Consider the following 18,243-nt stretch of genomic DNA (forward strand, 5'->3'; position numbering starts at 1 on the left):
GGAAGCGCTTTACTGGGACGGAGGCGGGCACGGAGGCGCTGATACATACGGCTTCACACTCCGAGCACCACGAACGAAGAAGCCGTGGCGACAGCGACCGGATCGTCACCGCATCCCGCTCGGGCCTTGGTGAGCGACTCGGCGAGCGAATGTCCGGCGTGCAGGTTGTCGTGCACCGCGGTCATCACCGGTACTGCGGCCCGGTCGTTCACCGGCACCACGCTCGCCAAGATCCCCGCGGCCCCGAGCGGCACCAGGCTGGTGGTGAGCCCGAGCAACTCGTCCGCACCAACGGGTTTCGCGAGCCCGGACTCGCAACTGGACATGACGATCCGGTACGGCGCCTGCCGCAACTGCTCGAAGTCGTACACGGTGAGCGGTCCGTCGGCCAGCCGGAGTGACGAGAACAGCGGGCTGTCCGACCGGAAGGTCCCGTGCGCGGCGATGTGCGCGAGCCAGGCGCCGTCGAGGGCGCGAAGTACACGTTCAGCCGTCGCGGCTCGCCCGTCGAGCACCGTCGCCGCCGGGTACCGCTCGGCCAGCCGCGGTATCTCGGAACCGGCGGTCAGCCCGGGGCCGAGGACCAACGCCACCCTCTGGTCGGTCGGCGGCCGCAACCGGCGGGCCCACAACCACAGCGCTGTGGACGGCGCCACGCTCACGGCCCGATCGGCCAGCGGCGGAAGCAGATGCCACGGCAGCGCCTGCAGCCGACCAGGCGGAACGATCACCACCGGCCCGTCGCCCAGGTCCTTCGCGGCGTCGCCAAGGAGCGCCGCCGACAGTCGCGCACCGATGATGTCGAGCCCCGGCCCGTTCGAGAGTCGGCCCCGAGCCAGCCACCGCAGCTGGAACCGGGCACGCTCCACCTCGAGCGCGGCGGCGGCCAGCGGGCCGATGGCGTGCAACTTGATCCGTCGATCGCGGACCACGACCGCGTACAAGGTGTCATCGACCTCGACCATCTCGACCAGAGTGGTCTCACCTTGGTCCGCAAGCAGTTGGTCGAGATCGAATGGCGCTGTGGATCGCGAGGCACCACCTCGCGTCTCCAGCGTGCGTGAACGGACGGCATGCTCGAGACGCCGGCGCTCGCGCTCGAGCGCAGTACCCGCGGAGGTGTCTGGGGCGACGCGCTCCGCTCGGCGGACGACCTCCCGCAGCGCGGCCAGATCGGCGACCAACTGGCCGTCTCCAGGCGGACGGATCGGAGACTCCGCCAGAGCGGTCGCCCGCCACCGCTCACTGCGGGTCAAGAGCCGCCGGGGGTCGTTGCGCTGTACGGCGTCACGCAGCGCGAGCCTGGCCAACTCTGCCCCGTGGGCGGTGGCCCTGGCTCGTAGCTCGGTCGCACCCATCATCAGGCGATGCTCGTCCAACGCGTCGAGACCGCGGGCGCAGGCAGCCAGCATCCCGCGCGTGTCCCCCTTGGCCTCGGACTGGAGTGCCTTGGCGAGCAGCGCTGTCGCCCGGGCGACTGGTGGTGCTCCGCGCCGCGGCCGCGCCGCCTGCGCCAACTGACGGTCAGCTGCCACCTGGCGTCCCTCGGAGAGCGCGAGTCGGCCGGCGAGCAGATGAGCGGCGGGAGCCTCCGCGGCCCCGAGTCGGTCGAGCTTGGCCGCTGTGTCCACCAGCCTGCGCAGCAATTGTGGCCCGCGCTCGCCCGCCTGATGGCGGGCCTCGAGCTGAACCAAGGTCGCCCGGGCCGACCACCATGGCCGACGCTGAGCGGCAAAGAGCCGGCGCGCTTCCTCGGCTCGTTCGCGGGCGGTCAGCGGCTCGGCCGCGGCCAACGCCGTCGTCGCGGCCGCGAACAACAACTCGGCCCGTTTCGTCGGCTGGCCGCCGTCCTTGTCCATCTGGTCGACCGCCCGCTGGGCCTCTTCGTGCGCCTCGATGCTCAATCCGGCGGCGAGCAGCACCCCGCAGCGATCGATCGCCAGTTCGGGCCAGGTGACGCCCAGCGCCTCGAAACGCTGCCCGGCCGCGCCGAGAAATTCCAGCGCGAGCGGCAGGTCTCCTCGCGCGAACGCGGCCAATCCCCGGTTCTGGCGTGCTTCCGCGAACTCGAATGCCTGACCTGCGTCGGAGTAGAGGCGTTCGGCCACCGCGAAGTCCGCGTCGGCCTGGCGAGTCCGGCCGAGGGTGAGATTGACGAAACCGCGGTAGTTCCGCGAGCGCGCCTCCCACACCTGATCACCGGCCCGGCGCAAGCGACTCACCGCGCTGCGAAGATCCTCCAGCGCCTCTTCGTGCCGCCCGAGGACCAGCAGTACGTCGGCGCGCCGGATGAGCACCCGGCCGGCGAACGCTCCTTTGCTGTGCCCGACAGCACGGTCGAGACAAGCAAGCCCTTGCTTGCCATGGCCGGCGCGTCCCAGCGTGGCGCCCAAAGTGGCCAGGGCGTCGAGTTCACGCTGCAGGCTCCCGGACTGCTCGGCCAGCCGCAGCGCGACCCGCAACTCACGGATCGCCGTATCGACGTCGCCCAACTGGCGCAGGCCGATACCGCTGGCTTGGTGGGCGATCGACGCGGTGAACTGTTCCGGACCGGTCGCGAGCAACCGCTGCGCACCCGAGATCGCATCGTGCGGACGCGACAAGGCGAGGGTCAGCAGATCCTCCGGCGCCGTCGTCACCCTCGACACACCTCCCGGTTGTCGGCACAGTGAAAGGCTAGCTGGCCGAATACCTCGCAGCGGCCACCTGGGGAGGAAAGAAAATGGCAGAGAACAAGACACCCGACGATCAAGACGGCCCGCCGTACGACGACCAACGGGGAAAATTCGAGGACCAGGTCGACCTCATTATCCAGGAATTCGGCGACGAGATCGAGATCGAGCCGGAGGACTGGCGCACCGCGGGCGTCGACTATCTCCACCGGGCCGGCAGCGTTCTGGTCCGCGACGAAGACCTGCCCAGAGTCCTCGAACTCTTCGGCGGGGGCACCGAGCACGACGGCGGAATCGGCGGCGTCACCCGCCTCGACCTGCCACGCAGCGTCCCTGAGGACGCACCGCCGGCGCGTACCGACACCCAACGCTTCCTCCTGTACGCCGACCAGCGGCTCGGGCGCGGCGTGGTCACCCCGATGCACCTCTTCTTCGTCGCGGGCAGCGTCAGCCCATGTCCCGCGACGGAGCCCGAGGATGTACCTCCAGACGCCCAGCCAGAGCCCTTCCTGACTGACGTCGGTGAGGCTGACGGCCGCTGCGCCAAGGTCGTCGTGCTGGACGTCGGCTGGACGCAAACCGGTGCGTCGTGGCTGGAGGGAGTCACCGGTGACGACGAGATCAGATACGACCCGAGCACCAACTACATCCGCCCGTACGCCGGTCACGGCACCTTCATCGCCGGCGTACTGCGCTCCATCGCACCCAAGACCGAGATCGTCGTGAAGAGCTACTTCGACCGGGCCGGCGCGATGTGGGAGATCGATCTGGCCCAGCGCCTGGACGAGGTCCTGGCCGAGTCACCCGACATCATCAGTCTCTCGGCCGGCACCAAGACGCGTTTCAACCTCCCGTCGGTGGGCCTCGACGTGTTCATTCGAACGCGGCTCAATCGCATCAACGGCCTGGTGCTCGTGGCCGCCGCCGGGAATGACGGCGACCGTCAGTATTTCTGGCCGGCGGCGTTTCCGGAGACGGTCTCGGTCGGTGCCCTGGCCGAGGACGGGCAGCACCGCGCGTCGTTCAGCAACTTCGGTACCTGGGTCGATGTCTACGCACCCGGCGAGAATCTCGTCAACGCTTATCTGACCGGCACTTACCAATGCACCGAACGACCGAACAAAGGGGAGCTACGGAAGTTTTCCGGCATGGCCCGCTGGAGCGGTACGTCGTTCGCGACGCCGCTGGTGGCCGGATTGATCGCGGCGAGGATGTGCGTCACCGGTCAGAGCGCCAGGCAGGCCGCCGACAGTCTGCTCGCCCACAGCCTGACCCAGAGCATTCCAGGCGTCGGCGCGATCCTGCGGCCAGGTGACGCGTTGGCTTAAAGGCAGCCGCTGACGCGGCACGTGCTCCCCCCTGCCCTGCACGTACCGCGTCAGCCTCCCCCCGGCTGGGAACCGGCCGCCCCACATCCGGTCCTCATCAGGTCGGAGTCGCGAGCGAGGTCGTTGATACATGCCGATCGCGTGTATTCCCCGACGAGCCCGCGCCTCCGCCTGAATGAAAGGGGGCCACGACATGACGAGCACACTCGGCCCAGCCAAACGACACCGGAGGCGGAGCACCCGGCCGAAGCGATCCACCCGGCGGCTGATCGTCGCGATCAACATCGCCGAGGCCGCCATCAGCCTGCCCTGTCTCATCTGGGCGTACGGCCTGGCCGAACATCTGGTCGCGGCCCAGGAGGCCGAAGGTCCGAAGCAGGTGGCCAGCCGGGTCATCAACTGGTGGCCGGCGGACTTCGCGGTCACCCTGAACATGAGTCTGCTCATCGTCGGCGCGGCCGCCGGCGTGGTCGGGAGCGTCATCCATCAGAGCATCGCGTTCACCCGCAACTCCGGACCCGGCGATCACCACTTCGTCTGGTGGCATCTCCTGCGTCCGCCGGGGTCCGCACTGCTCGGTTCGGTGTCGGTCATCGCCGTCAACACGGGCCTGGTCAGCATCGGAGACGCGACGACCTCCAGCGCCGGCGTAGCCGTCCTGGTCCTGACCGGCTGCCTGGCCGGCCTGTTCACCGACCAGGTGCTCCAACGCCTCCGGAACCGCCTGGACGGATCCTCTCGCCGCACCCCTCCGGCCTCGGCCTGACCGGCGCGCACGAGCCTGCCCGAGGGCGGGTCGTGGGCCGGTCACGCATTAAGGTGAGCGAGCGCGATCACCCTTGGGAGTCGCCGTGGTCGAGCCCAGTACGCCGTCTGCCGTCCGGCCGCCACGGTGAGCGCCCGAAGTGGTTCGCCACGTAGCTAGCCAGATGCCCTACGGGCGGAGAGGAACCCTGTGGCTGACCACACCCGCAGACCGCGCGTGCTCGACGTTCTCGACGCCGACCAACCCTGGGAAGTGCCGGACGAGTGGTTGGCCGGTATTCGCGGCCGGCTTCGCGCCTGGGCCGACGCCCCGAACACGCTGCGGCCCCAGCGGCCGGGGGCCTTCCCGGATTTTGTCGACGGCACGCCCGCGGCGGTGTGGTTCACCCATCAGGTTGCCCCGCTGCTCACCGGCTGGATCCCGGTGCTCCATGGTGAGTACGCCGACATCGCTGCCGTGCTGACCCGGGACTTTCACCGCCCGTCGGTCCGGTTCGGCGGCGCTGGACACGTGGTCCGGGTCGCGGCTGACGACTGGCCGCTGCAGGCGGTGGCCGGCGCGCAGCACTTCCACGAAGAGGGCCGCAGGCAAGCGCTGCAACTGTCCCGCGACGTGGTGAGCCTGTTCGTCGATGCCCCTCCGATGGCAGTCCGCGCGCAGGCGCTGACGACGGCGTACGACCGGGTGCTCGCCGACCGCGAGGTCACCCGGATGCACGTCGTGGCCGACTACGAGACGATCGCCCAGTTCTGGCGAACCGCCGTACTCAGCGAGGCTGAGCGCGCAGTACTGCCGGAACTGGCCGGGCCTGCGTCGGCTTTGCGGTACTCGCTGGACACGCTGCGGGACGCGCACACCAAGCTGTCGGCGGCGATCGCGGACGACGACGGCCTGGACTTCTCGCGGTTGCTGGCGCGACTGATCCGGACCACCGGCCTCGCCGGCCAACCGCCGGCGGTCGGGCAGATCCTGGGCGTCTCCGGCTGGGACGTCGAGCACGCGCTCGCCGACCTCCGGAAGGGCTTCGACCCTGGCGCCTGGCTGAGCCGAAACACCGACTGGCTGGCCCGCGCAATAGCCCAGGACCAGCAGGTACTCGCGCGGTCCTGGGCCGCCGCGGCCACCCGGGTGTCGGTCCACTTGGCCGGCGTCCTGGAGAAGGGCCCGTGGCCGGACCCGGAGGTCCCAGACCTGACCGCGCTCTTCCAGCTCCTCGACCACGAGCGCTCCGCCCCACTCGACGCCGACGCTGCATCCGGCGCGCCTGACCAGCCAGCACCAACGAGCCCGCTCACGCTCGTTTGGGGCACCGCCCAACCCGAGGCTCCGGCCGATCCCCTCCCCAGGGCCGAGCCCCCTGCCCCCGACGAACCAAAGTCAGCGAGCGCCCTCACCGACCTACCCGAGCCAGCGACTGAGGCAGCGCCCGCCGCCGCGACCGAAGTACCGCCTGAGACCGACGAGCCGGCGGTCTCAGAGCCGGTGGCCGGCGAACCGGTGGTCTCAGAGCCGGTGGCCGGCGAACCGGTGGTCGAGGGGCCGCTTGCCGAGTTGGAAGCGCTGGTCGGGCTGGAGTCGGTCAAAGAGTCGGTCCGCCGGATGGTGGCTGAGATCAAGACCAACCAGCGCCGCAAGGAGCTCGGGCTGCCGACTCAGGAACGCGCCCGGCACATGGTGTTCGTCGGCAAGCCCGGTACCGCCAAGACCACCATCGCCCGGTTGCTCGCCCGGATCTACCAGCAGTTGGGAGTGCTCGAGACGGGCCACGTGATCGAGGTCGACCGGTCCGATCTGGTCGGTCCCAGCGTCGGCACCACCGCGCCGATGACCGCGGCGAAGTTCCGCGAGGCGATCGGCGGGGTGCTGTTCGTCGACGAGGCCTACACGCTGGTCCCGGAGAACATCCCGGGTGACTTCGGCCTCGAAGCCGTCGCCACGCTGCTGAAGTTGATGGAGGACCACCGCGACGACTGCGTCGTGATCGTCGCCGGCTACCACCGCGAGATGCAGCGCTTCATGGAGTCGAACACCGGCCTGTCGTCGCGGTTCCAGAAGCTCCTGTCCTTCAGCGAGTACGACACCGAACAACTCGTCGCCATCTTCGAGCTCCAGGCCCGCCAGAAGGGAATGATCTACACCGACGACGTACTGACCGCAGTACGCCGGGTCATCCCACCTGCCCCTCGCAGCCACAACTTCGGCAACGGCCGCTTCATCCGCAACGTGCTCGAGGAAGCCATCTCCAACCAGGCCACCCGCCTCGCCCTCCACGACCCGGACACCCTGACCGAGCGCGACCTGCGCCAGCTAATCCCCGACGACATCAAGCCGGCCGCCTCGATGCGAGCCGAGGACTACCTCTTCCAAAAGCCAGGCACCTAAGCCGTCATTGGAGGTAGCGCTCGACCTGTCCGGTGGGCCGAGCTGTCGCCTTCTCGGGGTCTCCGCCGGCCGCGCGCAACGCGCGGCGCTGGCGCAGCAGGTCCCAGCATTGGTCAAGCTCGACCTCCAATTCCTGCAAACGTTGTCCCCTCGTCGCCAGCGCATCGACACGCTGAGCACGGTTCGCGCGCAGTACGTGCTCCTCGTCGACAAGGCGCCGGATGGCCTCCTGGACCGATTCATCGGTTGGCATGACATCTCCTGATCTTTCAGCCGAACAGTTGCCGGAATCCCTCTTGCCAGGACGGGTAGGCCAGGGTCCACCCCAGCTCGGCCTTGACCTTGGCGTTGCTCGCGGCGGGAAGCTGGTTGCCGTAGTACGCCGACTGAACCCCGAACCGCTCGACAGCCTGCTTCTCCGAGATGTGTCCCGGCGCGGGGGCGCTGAGGATCTCGGCCAGGTACGGCAGCCAAACTGCCTGCGGCGCGGGCTCGTCGTCGGTGACGTTGTAGACGCCGGGAATTCCCTTCTCGACCGCTAGCACGGTGGCCGAGGTCGCGTCCTGGACGTGGATGAACGGGTAGTGGCCGGCGCCGTCGCCGACGATCGGCATGTCGCCCGCCTCGACCGCCGTCGCGATGTCCCCGCCGGGGCCGATCGCGGTGCCGTGACCGTACAGAAAGCCGTAGCGGAGTACGAGGCCTTCGATCCCCGGCGTCTCGAGCACCAGGCTCTCTGCTGCGATGTTCGCCTGAACATGCACTCCGATCGGCCCTGGACCGTTCAAGTACGGAGGTGCCGACTCGTCTGTGGGGCCAGGCCCAGGCTGAGTCATGAAGCTTGCGCTCTGAGCCACGACGCGGCGCGTACCGGCTTCGGCGGCCGCGCTCATCAAGGTCTTCGTGCCCTCAGTCCGCAGCCGGTTCGTCACCTCCAGCCAGCTGCCGTAGTCACTGGCGGGCGCCGACAGCGCAGTCGTCTGATTGACGATCACCTCTGGTTCGGCCTCGAGAATCACGTCCCGCACCGCGCCTTGGTCGAGCCCGTCCATCAAGACCGGCCGGGCCCCGAGTACCTCCACCACAGCGAGGTTCTCCGGCCGCCTGCTGCTGGCCGTGACCTCATGGCCGCCGGCCAGCAACGCTTCGATGAGCGGCTGCCCCACGACGCCCGTACCCCCTGCGATGAATACCCGCATCGCCGTCTCCTCGTCGTCGTCTCTGATACAGATGCCCTGGCTGCCGAGTGCGAACGGCAACCGCGGGCCGAGAAGGTAGCCATCGCGCGATCCTCCAAATCCTTCCAGAGCAGCCCCGGTCGATTGACTGCTCCTTCACGATCCCTCCGCCGCGACCTCACTCGCACCCGGGTGACCCCCTGGCCGCACCCCGGTCACCACCCGGCTGAACCCGCCCTGCTCACCGCCCATCGCTGAGCGATTTGCGGGCGAAATCGACCGCCTCGGCGAGCAGACCGCGCCAGAGCTCTGGATCGACGGTGGGTATCGACACCCACTCCCGGAAGACCTTGCCCGCGGGCGCGAACGGGTCGCCAGTACCGGTCTCGACGAGCTGGGTGACTCGCTCGCGGGGCAGTTTCACGACGAGGGTTCCGGACTTGTCGTCGTACGACGCGAGGAACCGCCCGGCAAGCCGCACGCACGGGTAGCCCATCATCGTGGCGCGGCCGATGGCCGGGTCGTAGAGCAGGTCGTCGGTGAGTTCGTCGTACAGGTCGCGAGCGGCCTCCCCGCCGGAATGCTCCGACGGGGATGCGCCCTGCGTTCGTTTGGCCATCAGGCCGCCGGTGGGGTGAAGACCCCGAACTGGTTGCCCGCCGGGTCGCGCAGGTAGGCGAACTTCGGGGCGCCAGGGCCGGGGTCGAGGTGCTTGCTGAGGACCGAACCGCCGAGTTGCTCGGCGTCGGCGCAGGTGGCCTCGACGTCGGCCACGAGGATGTAGAACACGGCGTGGTTGGGCACCTGACCGCCGGTGCCGAAGATGCCGCCCATCGGGCCGTCAGCGCCCGAGGCCTTGATGTTGCGGTAGTCCATGCCGCCGGACGCAGCGGGGCCGTCGGCCTCGAACGTCCAGTCGAAGAGGCTGCCGTAGAACTTCGCGGCGGTGTCGGGGTCGCTGGTGGCGACCTCGAACCAGGCCAAGGTACCGGGAGCGGGGGTGTTCATGTCTGTCTCCATCTGCTCGGATCACCCGCCGGAGCGACGGGTTGCACCCACCGTTCCAGTCGTTCGCGACAGCCCTATGTCGGTGTTTGGCAAAGAATCTTCGGGCCGAAACGCCGACGCCGGCAGTCTGGTCTCGTGGCCGTCGACGAGCGGCTCGGGGATGACCGGCCGCGGCCGCGGGAGGCGCGGCGTACGCTCGGCTGCGGTGATGCGGTCCATCCGGAACACCCGGTCGTCCTCCCGCAGGTGGCACCAGGCGGTGAGGTAGGAGCCGTTGGGGCCGACCACCACGTGCTGCGGCTCGACCTCACGCTCGGTCTCGACGCCTCCGACGTCGATGTAGTGGATGCGCAGCACCCGGTTGTCGCGCACGGCGCGCCAGATGGTCTCGGCGACCTCGGCGTCCGGATCCGGCACCGGCTGCACAAGCAGTCGCACCTTCGCCGCAGTACTGCGCGCCTCTGCCAGCGCCCAGTCCGGCATCGCCGCCACGATCTTCTGCAGCGCACTGCGGGCGTCCTTCTTGAAGAGCACATGCTCGTTCCGGCTCAACGCCACGGCCACGGCCGCCGCCTCGCGCGGCGTGAAGTTGAGCGGCGGCAGGCTCATCGACCGGTCGAGCGTGAACCCGCCGCCTCTCCCCTGCTTGGTGGCGAGCGGGACGCCGGCCTGCCCGATCGCGCTCAGGTCGCGCTCGATGGTGCGAACGCTCACCTCGAAGTGCGCGGCCAGCTGCCCCGCCGTACGCCCGCGCTGTCCGGCCGCGCGCAACTCCTCCACCAGGGCGTAGAGGCGGTCCATACGGTTCATGTTCGGAGCGTAGACCCGGGCGGGGACAGTACTGAGATCCTCTCTTCAAGGGTGTCCTGATCGAGCGCCGCCCATTCGTCAGTAGGTCAAAGCGGGACAGTCCCGCGGAAACGAGGAGTCGAGATGAACCAGTACCTGCTGTCGGTCTATGAGGTGGAGGGCCAGGTCGAAGGCGCGCCGTCCACGCCCGAGGACATGCAGGCCTTCATGAGCCGGGTGATCGCGCTCGAGGAGGAGCTGGACCGGGCCGGCGCGTTCGTGTTCGGCGGCGCCCTGCACGGCCCCGACGCGACCACGGTGGTGAGCGGGGGCACCGGCCTGGACAAGGTGACCACAGACGGACCCTTCGCGGAGGCGAAGGAGCACATCGGCGGCTTCTACGTCATCAACGCCGAGAACCTCGACGAGGCGCTGGCGTGGGCGGAGAAGGTCGTCGAGGCCATCAACCACGCGATCGAGGTCCGACCGTTCCGGGCGACCGGACGGGTACAGGCAGGCCACTGACGAGCCGGCAGATGGACGACAGCAGCACGAGCAGCGCCACCGGGCCGGGCATCATCGAGCGGGCGTTCCGTGAGGCCCACGGTCAGGCTGTCGCCACCCTGACCCGCGTCTTCGGCGACATCTCACTCGCCGAAGACGCCGTCCAGGACGCGTTCGTGACGGCAGTCCAGCGGTGGCCGCGCGACGGCGTACCCGACAATCCGGCCGGCTGGATCATCACGACCGCCCGCAACCGCGCCGTCGACGTCGTACGCCGCACCCGGCGCGGCCGCGAACTCACCGAGCAGGCCGCCCTCGACCGACTGCGGGCGGAATCGGAGGAGGCACAGCTCATGCACGACGACCAGTTACGACTCATCTTCACCTGCTGCCACCCCGCCATCCGCGTCGAGCATCAGGTGGCGCTCACCCTCCGCCTGATCGCCGGACTCACCCCGGCCGAGGTCGCCTCGGCGTTCCTGGTGAGTGAGGAAACCATGGCGAAGCGCCTAGTCCGCGCGAAGTACAAGATCCGCTCCGCGCATATCCCCTACCGAGTCCCCGAGGCCGCCGAGCTGCCAACTCGCCTGCGAGCGGTGCTCCAGGTCCTCTACCTGATCTACAACACTGGCGCCGATGACCCGCGAAACCGCCACGACCTGCGCGCCGAGGCGATCCATCTGGGCCGAGTGCTGACGGCGCTGATCCCCGACGAGCCGGAGACGCTCGGCCTGCTGGCCCTGATGCTCCTCAACGAGTCCAGAATGCCGGCCCGCGGCACAGCCGACGACGTGATCCTCCTGAAGCACCAAGATCGCTCCCGCTGGGACAGCTCCCTGATCACCGAAGGCCACAACCTCGTCCTCACCTGCCTCCGCAGCCACCGCCCGGGCCCATTTCAACTCCAAGCCGCGATCCAGGCCATCCACTGCGCCGCCCCACGCTACGAGGACACCGACTGGCAAGCGATCACCCGCTTCTACGACCGCCTGCTAGCAGTCATGCCGACGCCGGTGGTAGCGCTCAACCGCGCGGTAGCCCTGGCAGAGACCCAAGGCCCGGCCACCGCCCTTTCCCTCCTGGACCAACTCGCCGACGACCTCCCCGAGTACCACCTGCTACACGCCTCCCGCGCCTCCATGCTCGAACGCCTCGGCCGACGCCAGGAGGCATCGCAGGCGTACGCCCGTGCGGCGGAGCTGGCAAGAACCGAATCCGAGATCCAGTTCCTCCGCTACCAGAGCGAACGCGACCAGAGGTTTCGCGGGTAGTCACCCGCTCTCAGGCCGGAAAGTTGTTGTCACCAGCAAGCAAGTGACCGAAGAGCCTGGCCGCGAGCTCCTCGGCGCCGGCCTGGTCGAGTACCTGCCCGGGAACGTCCGGATGGTTGCCCACCCAGGCCTCGGCGGCCGCGCGGTCGGCGAAGAAGTTCAGGTAGTCGCAGCAACAGTCCGCCGACGGACCGCCACCGGCATCAGCGCCGACGAAGACCACTGCCCCGCCGGGCTCCCAGGTACGCCGCGCGTCCCGCGTCACCACCCTGATCGAACGGCCTGACGTGACATCCACAGACTCGATCGTCGAGTCCTCCCCGACCATCGGCGAGATACCAAGGGCGTCGATCGCGCACATCGCGTAGAGCTCGACCCGGTCGGCGATCCGGACCCGGTGCCTGGTCGGCGTGGCAGAGAACGGGTAGGCCACCGCGATCCCGCCGTCCGACATCAGTCGGATCGCGTCGAGTTCGTGCAGAACGCGCAGTACGTCCGCAGTACTGCGTCCGCTGTAGGCAGTCAGCTCGTCAAGATCCGCCGGAGCCGGCGGCCTTCCGGTGGACGCGAATCTGCGCAAGATCGCCCGGTGCACCTCCTGCTCGCAGGCGTCCAGAGGCAAGGCGCGACGGCGCCACGCACTCAGCACCTCAGCGGGTCCGGACTGCCCGAGGACGGCCCGCAACTCATCCACCGGCGGAACAGCGACCATCCGGCCTTCCTCGTCCCGGTAAATCCGACAAGACACACTGCATTCACCCGAATCCCCGAAAGGATCGACGCCGTCCACCAGCAGCGTGGGCGACCCCGCCATCCCAAACCGCTCGGCGGCGGCATCGGTCTCAATCACCCGAGTCGTAACAGGAATATCTGTCACCTCAGCCAACCGCTCCAGCAACGGCGTCAGATTCGGACAGTCCGGCACGTGCAGAACCTCAAGCCTCATCGGATCGCCTCCAGCAACGCACACCTACGATCGTCCCGAGGCAGATCACAAGACGCCACCAACTCGGCCAACGAGTCATGCATCCGCTGCAGATCCCGGATCCGAGCCGCCAAATCATCCCGCCGGTACTCCGCCAGCGTCCGCGCCGCATCGCAACTCTCCGGCCCACCGCCGTCGAGGTGAACCAACTCCTCCACCTCATCCAACGTGAACCCAAGCTCCTGCGCCCGCTTCACGAACCTCAACAACCGCACCGCCGACGCCGGATAGTCCCGATACCCACCCGCCGTCCGCGGCGGCTCCGCCAGCAACCCCCGCCGCTCGTAGTACCGCAGCGTCTCCGCATGAACCCCAGCCCGCCCAGCCAGCTCGCTAGTCCGCATACCAACATCCTGAACCCCGTACCCCGCTACAGAGTCAACCCCTTTGCATCAGCGGTGGATCCACACGAACGAGTGACCGTGGTTGCCGTCATCTCCGGTTAGCAGCGGAATGCGCACGCGGGTACGGCCGGTCAGCTCGATTGCCGTCAGCAACCGGTCCGGCGGGGCACTAGCTCGACCTCTCGTGCAGGTCCAGTCCGTGGCCGAACGGGAAGAGTGGGTCGTCGTATCCGGGGACGTCTTCGTCGTGCCGGCGTACCTGGTCCATCGAGCGCGGCAGGTCGAACGGCAGCCTGCCCTGCGGGGCGATGGTGCCTGTCAGCGCGTCTAGCAGCGCCTCGTCGCTGGTCCCGTAGCTCCCGACCACCGCACTCGCGAACCGCAGCAGCGGCGTCAGTACTGCGGGCCGGTCGAGCACCACGTCGATGACGAGAGGGCAGGTGGCGGCGATGCGCTCGAGTCGTGCGACCAGGCCGGGTGGGAAGTCGAGTGAGCCCTGGTGGAACCACGTCTCGAGGAAGAGGTCCGATCGTGGCTCGAACGGCGCCATCAACCGCACGATGGCGACGTCGGCGTCCTGGGGTCGGTCGACGAGCTTGCCGTGCTCGAGGATCGCCGCGGTCGACAGGTTCTCGGCGTAAATGCTGAGGCCATCGCCTAGCGGCAGCACTGTGGTGCCGTCCGCCGTCGCGCGGTCGGGAACGCCGTTGACGAGCACCGTGACCGACTTGGCCTGGGCTGCGTACCCCGCCGCTCGGAAGTCGGCACGGCCGACGGTGGTCGCGGCGAGGTCCTCGTCGAGGTATGGGTTGTCGAAGAGACCGAGCCGGAACTTCACGGCGAGAAGACGGCGAGCGGAGGCGTCGATGCGCTCCTGGGTGACACGGCCCTGGGTGACGAGGTCGAGCAGGATCTCGACGCACTCCTCCCCGCCGAACTGGTCCGCCCCTGCCTGCAGGATGCGTTCCATCCGCCCGTGCGGGTCGAGGTGCTCGACACCCCAGGCGCGGGCCGGCAGCACCTGGTCGCCGACGTGGTTGTCGTTGACGAGTTCCCAGTCGGTGACGACGACACCGTCGTACCCGAGCTTGTCGCGGAGCAGCCCCGTGACGACCTGCTTGTTGTAGCCGAAGCCCACGGGTTCGATCGGCTCCCCGTCGATCTCGAGGTCGATGGGCAGGCCGTAGTACGGCATGATCGCGGCGGTGCCGGCCTCGATGATCGGGGGGAACGACTTCAGGTGGTCGGCGAAACGGCCGCCCGGGTAGACCTGCTCGCGACCGTAGGGGAAGTGGGCATCCTCCCCATCCTTCTGCGGGCCGCCGCCCGGGAAGTGCTTGCTCGTGCAGGCCACACTGCCCGGCCCGAGCGAATCGCCCTGGAAACCCTTCAGATACGCCACACCCAGCTCGGTCACGAGGTCCGGGTCCTGGCCGAAGGTGCCGGCCTGCCGCGCCCAGCGCGGCTCGGTCGCCAGGTCGAGCGTTGGGTGCAGCGCGGCCCGGATCCCGACGGCGACGTACTCCTGGCGTGCGATGTCGGCGAACCGGCGTACCGCGCCGGCGTCTCGCAGGGCCGCGAGCCCGAGCGGCTCGGGCCATTGCGAGAACGCCTTGGCCGTGAACGAAACGCCGGCGTTCTCGATGAACGCGTGCCGCGGGTCGGTCGAGATCGTCACCGGGATGCCGTGCGGCGTCGTCTCCGCGATCGCCTGCAGGTTGTTCTGCCAGCGCGCCGCCATCCGCGCGTCCTCGAGTGCGTGCACGTTGAAGTGCGAGAGGTGCTTCTCGGTCACGACGACACTTGTCGGCGACTTCGAGATCCGCCCGGGTCGTTCGAGCACCGAGCCGTCCGTCCCCGCCTCGATGACGGTCTGGAACATCAGACCCACCTTCTCCTCGAGGGAAAGGCGCCCGAGGAGGTCGTCGACCCGGGTCGGGACGTCCAGCCGGGGGTCCTCGTACGGATCCAGCCGGCCGTTGCCGTTGAGGTCGCGGTACTCCACACCGTCGGCACTCGTGAGTCTCGCCGCACGCATCAGGGCAGATTCTCCTTTTCAGGAATCAGTGGTGTTGAGGGTGTCCTGGAGGACCGGCGCCGGACCGGGCGACCCCAACTGCTGACTGTCCCGGTTCTGGTCGAGCATCGTCACCCATGGGATGTACCCAGTCGACGAACTGCCCAAGTACCGCGCGATCCGCTGGCTCGACTCAGGCGAGGCAACGGCCGTTACCGGGCGCAGACGCGCGGGAGGTTGCGACCGGCGACGGCGACGCGGATCAGACTGGCTGGCACCGCCAACGCCGCCGCCCACGTCAACGCCGGCGCGGCGGTCGCGACCGCCGCCAGCATGCCGAGATCTAGCAAGATCAGAGCCACCGTGGCGGGCCCGACGAGTCGTGCGGTGGCCGGATTGTTGCTCTTGGCGACGATCCCCAGAGTCGTCGCCACGGCAAGCAGGGTGACGCCGAAGGCGAGTGCCGCGGCGGGAGGGATCTGCCAGTTCCAGGCCTGCGCGGTGATCAGCGTTGTCCCCCAGAGGCCGGCGTATACCGGAGCGGTGACCAGTAAGGCGACCGCGGTGTGCCGGCCCGCGGACTGGCGAGCGAAAGCTGCTGTGACCTGTGCCGGTCGGCCGAACTCGGCGATGGCCGCGTGCGCTGCCTCTGTCGGGGACAGGCCACGCAGCAGTTGATGCTGGAAGGTCTCATCCAAGCCGTCGGCGAGTTCCTCGACGGCCTCGGAGGGGAGGCGCCCAGCTATCTCGGCGAGGTACCCGTCAATCAGGTCGTGGTCGGCCATGGGCCCGGTTCCAAGAGCGTCGTGACCGCCGTGGCGAACTCGCGCCAGTTGGCGCGCTCCCCCGTCAGTTTCTTGTGCCCCTCGGCGGTGAGTTGGTAGCTGCGCCGACGGCGTCCGTCGACCACTGACCAGGACCCGGTGATGAGCCCGGCGCGCTCGAGCCGGTGCAGCGCTGGATAGACGGTGCCCGTGGGCAGGTCGAACCGGCCACCACTGCCTTCGCGCAGAGCTTCCTTGATCGCGTACCCGTGCTGGGGTCCGTCGTTCAAGGTGGCCAGCAGCAGGACATCAAGGTGACCCTTCAACGCTTGCGCATCCGCCCTCATAGGTAGTTATCCTACTACAAGCGAATAGGTAGCAATCCTAGCTATGGGTAGTGGCGTGATGACCGAGCCCGCGATCGTGGCCGAAGGACTCGTGAAGCGGTTCGGAGCGGTCGAGGCACTGGGCGGCGTGGACCTGGAGATTCCGGCCAGACAGGTGCTGGGACTGCTCGGCCCGAACGGCGCGGGTAAGACCACCCTGGTCCGGATTCTCACCACGCTGCTGCAGCCTGACGCCGGTAGCGCGCGAGTCGCGGGCTTGGACGTGGTCAGGCAAGCGACGGCCGTGCGGCGGCAGATCGGTCTGTCGGGTCAGTACGCGGCCGTCGACCCGTATCTGACCGGCCGGGAGAACCTGCGGATGATCGGTCGGCTGTCCGGCCTGGGCCGTTCCCGGGCCCGCCTTCGCGCGAGCGAATTGCTGGACACCTTCGACCTGGCCAGCGCGGCGGATCGGGTTCTGCGTGGCTATTCCGGCGGGATGCGGCGGCGCCTGGATGTCGCAGCCAGCCTGGTGACCCAGCCGTCGGTGTTGTTCCTGGACGAGCCGACCACCGGCCTGGATCCAAGGGGACGGATCGGGTTGTGGCAGACGATTTCGGCGCTGACTGCGCAGGGCACGACGGTGCTGCTCACCACGCAGTACCTGGAAGAGGCCGACCGGCTTGCCGACCGAATCGTGGTCATCGACGCCGGCCGGGTGATCGCGATCGGAACGTCGGACGAACTGAAGGCGCAGGTGGGCGGAGACAGGCTTGAGTTGAAAGCGGCGCCGGGCGTGGACACGGCCGCCCTGGCGGCAGTCGTCGCCGAGCTCGGCTCGGGCCCACCGCTCGTCGACACCGCGGACGGGCGGGTAGTGCTGCCGGTCACGGACGGTCCCGGCGTGCTTGGCGAAGCAGTAGCCCGACTGGCGGCAAGTGGCCTGCGGGTGACCGACGTGGCGCTGCGTCGGCCGTCACTGGACGATGCGTTCTTGACCCTCACCGGCAAATCACCGACCGCTGGCTCAAGTCTTGCCGAGACCTCGAGCCCGCGATGACAACCAAGCCTGCGACGTCTGGCACCGGACCTACCGATTCCGTGGCGACGGCAGGCCTCGGGACGTCTCGAGGGCTGCGGTGGCTGCTCAGTGACCTGTCCGTGATTACCGCCCGGAACCTGCGGCGGCTGGTACGGGTGCCGACCATGATCGCGTTCGCCACGGTCCAGCCAGTGCTATTCGTATTGCTGTTCACCTACGTGTTCGGCGGAGCGATCCGCCCGCCAGGGGTGGACAAGTACGTCGACTTCCTGCTGCCGGGAATCTTCGTACTCGCGATCGCGTTCGGCGCTTCCCAGACCGGCGTGGCGATCGCCGACGATCTGGCCACCGGAATGATCGACCGGTTCCGAGCGCTGCCCATGACCCGTTCCGCAGTACTGGCGGGGCGGACCGCAGCCGACGCGGTGCGAAACCTGTTCGTCTTGCTCCTGATGACCGGGGTGGGACATGCGATCGGGTTCCGCTTCCACGCCGGGATCCCGGCGGCAACCGGCGCCCTGGGGTTGGCGTTGCTGATCGGTGTTGCGTTCTCCTGGATCAACGCCCTGGTGGGCCTGCTGGTCCGCGATGCCGAGGCGGCGGGGCTGGTCGGCCTGATGCCGGTGATTGTCCTGGTCTTCACCAGTTCCACCTTCGTCCCCGTCGCGACCATGCCTGGCTGGCTGCAGGCGTTCGCGAAGATCAACCCGGTCACCGTCACAGTGGACGCGCTGCGGGCCCTGGTACTCGGCGGCCCGACGGCCGACCACGTGTGGCAGGCACTCGCCTGGATCACCGGCCTGCTTTTGGTCACCGTCCCGACCGCGGTACTCCGCTACCGCCACACCACCGCCGCTTGATGCGACT

General features: G+C 68.7%; 18 protein-coding genes. 7 read left to right on the forward strand and 11 right to left on the reverse strand.

Annotation, left to right across the window (positions count from 1 at the left end; all coding sequences use genetic code 11):
• Window positions 1-53: 53 nt before the first annotated feature.
• Window positions 54-2,639, reverse strand: a complete 2,586-nt coding sequence (locus ABD255_RS12685; protein WP_344213228.1) for a CHAT domain-containing protein — start codon at window positions 2,637-2,639, stop codon at window positions 54-56.
• 83 nt (window positions 2,640-2,722) lie between these two features.
• Between ABD255_RS12685 and ABD255_RS12690 the strand changes: the two genes are divergently transcribed.
• From ABD255_RS12690 to ABD255_RS12700, 3 genes are all read left to right on the forward strand, one after another.
• On the forward strand, window positions 2,723-4,000 hold the full coding sequence (locus ABD255_RS12690) for a S8 family peptidase (RefSeq protein WP_344213230.1): 1,278 nt from the start codon (window positions 2,723-2,725) through the stop codon (window positions 3,998-4,000).
• Between the two features lie 193 nt (window positions 4,001-4,193).
• Complete coding sequence (locus ABD255_RS12695) at window positions 4,194-4,766, forward strand: hypothetical protein (protein ID WP_344213232.1); 573 nt, start codon at window positions 4,194-4,196, stop codon at window positions 4,764-4,766.
• Window positions 4,767-4,955: 189 nt separating this feature from the next.
• The gene (locus tag ABD255_RS12700; RefSeq protein WP_344213234.1) at window positions 4,956-7,148 is read left to right on the forward strand and encodes an AAA family ATPase; all 2,193 of its coding nucleotides are present in this window, start codon (window positions 4,956-4,958) and stop codon (window positions 7,146-7,148) included.
• A gap of 4 nt (window positions 7,149-7,152) precedes the next feature.
• Here ABD255_RS12700 and ABD255_RS12705 read toward each other — a convergent pair whose 3' ends face one another.
• From ABD255_RS12705 to ABD255_RS12725, 5 genes are all read right to left on the reverse strand, one after another.
• On the reverse strand, window positions 7,153-7,401 hold the full coding sequence (locus ABD255_RS12705; protein ID WP_344213236.1) for a DUF2630 family protein: 249 nt from the start codon (window positions 7,399-7,401) through the stop codon (window positions 7,153-7,155).
• Between the two features lie 16 nt (window positions 7,402-7,417).
• Window positions 7,418-8,347 (reverse strand): NAD-dependent epimerase/dehydratase family protein, encoded by a 930-nt coding sequence (locus tag ABD255_RS12710; RefSeq protein WP_344213238.1) that lies wholly within the window; start codon window positions 8,345-8,347, stop codon window positions 7,418-7,420.
• A gap of 220 nt (window positions 8,348-8,567) precedes the next feature.
• Window positions 8,568-8,945: a hypothetical protein gene (locus ABD255_RS12715; RefSeq protein WP_344213240.1), complete on the reverse strand. Its 378-nt coding sequence runs from the start codon at window positions 8,943-8,945 to the stop codon at window positions 8,568-8,570.
• Window positions 8,945-9,334, reverse strand: coding sequence for a VOC family protein (locus ABD255_RS12720; protein WP_344213242.1), 390 nt, complete (start codon window positions 9,332-9,334; stop codon window positions 8,945-8,947). The genes ABD255_RS12715 and ABD255_RS12720 overlap by 1 nt, the downstream gene beginning before the upstream one ends.
• 21 nt (window positions 9,335-9,355) lie before the next feature.
• Window positions 9,356-10,144, reverse strand: coding sequence for a helix-turn-helix transcriptional regulator (locus ABD255_RS12725; RefSeq protein WP_344213244.1), 789 nt, complete (start codon window positions 10,142-10,144; stop codon window positions 9,356-9,358).
• 123 nt (window positions 10,145-10,267) lie between these two features.
• Between ABD255_RS12725 and ABD255_RS12730 the strand changes: the two genes are divergently transcribed.
• Window positions 10,268-10,648, forward strand: coding sequence for a YciI family protein (locus ABD255_RS12730; RefSeq protein ID WP_344213246.1), 381 nt, complete (start codon window positions 10,268-10,270; stop codon window positions 10,646-10,648).
• An 11-nt stretch (window positions 10,649-10,659) separates the two neighbouring features.
• Window positions 10,660-11,898: an RNA polymerase sigma factor gene (locus tag ABD255_RS12735; protein WP_344213248.1), complete on the forward strand. Its 1,239-nt coding sequence runs from the start codon at window positions 10,660-10,662 to the stop codon at window positions 11,896-11,898.
• Between the two features lie 10 nt (window positions 11,899-11,908).
• Here the strand turns inward: ABD255_RS12735 and merB are convergent, their stop codons facing one another.
• The 5 genes from merB to ABD255_RS12760 form a co-directional block, all read right to left on the reverse strand.
• Entirely contained in the window at window positions 11,909-12,610 is a 702-nt protein-coding gene (gene merB / locus ABD255_RS12740; RefSeq protein WP_344213250.1) for an alkylmercury lyase family protein, read from the reverse strand.
• Window positions 12,611-12,840: 230 nt separating this feature from the next.
• Window positions 12,841-13,227, reverse strand: coding sequence for a MerR family transcriptional regulator (locus tag ABD255_RS12745; protein ID WP_344213251.1), 387 nt, complete (start codon window positions 13,225-13,227; stop codon window positions 12,841-12,843).
• 169 nt (window positions 13,228-13,396) lie between these two features.
• Window positions 13,397-15,265 (reverse strand): glycoside hydrolase family 3 protein, encoded by a 1,869-nt coding sequence (locus tag ABD255_RS12750; RefSeq protein ID WP_344213252.1) that lies wholly within the window; start codon window positions 15,263-15,265, stop codon window positions 13,397-13,399.
• Between the two features lie 191 nt (window positions 15,266-15,456).
• Window positions 15,457-16,029 (reverse strand): permease prefix domain 1-containing protein, encoded by a 573-nt coding sequence (locus ABD255_RS12755; protein ID WP_344213254.1) that lies wholly within the window; start codon window positions 16,027-16,029, stop codon window positions 15,457-15,459.
• The gene (locus tag ABD255_RS12760; RefSeq protein ID WP_344213256.1) at window positions 16,011-16,355 is read right to left on the reverse strand and encodes a PadR family transcriptional regulator; all 345 of its coding nucleotides are present in this window, start codon (window positions 16,353-16,355) and stop codon (window positions 16,011-16,013) included. The genes ABD255_RS12755 and ABD255_RS12760 overlap by 19 nt, the downstream gene beginning before the upstream one ends.
• A 58-nt stretch (window positions 16,356-16,413) precedes the next feature.
• Here ABD255_RS12760 and ABD255_RS12765 point away from each other — a divergent pair, with 58 nt between their 5' ends.
• Entirely contained in the window at window positions 16,414-17,394 is a 981-nt protein-coding gene (locus ABD255_RS12765) for an ATP-binding cassette domain-containing protein (protein ID WP_344213258.1), read from the forward strand.
• A gap of 101 nt (window positions 17,395-17,495) precedes the next feature.
• Window positions 17,496-18,236: an ABC transporter permease gene (locus ABD255_RS12770; protein ID WP_344213260.1), complete on the forward strand. Its 741-nt coding sequence runs from the start codon at window positions 17,496-17,498 to the stop codon at window positions 18,234-18,236.
• Window positions 18,237-18,243: the final 7 nt, after the last annotated feature.

The organism is Kribbella sancticallisti (assembly GCF_039530625.1).
Lineage (GTDB): Bacteria > Actinomycetota > Actinomycetes > Propionibacteriales > Kribbellaceae > Kribbella > Kribbella sancticallisti.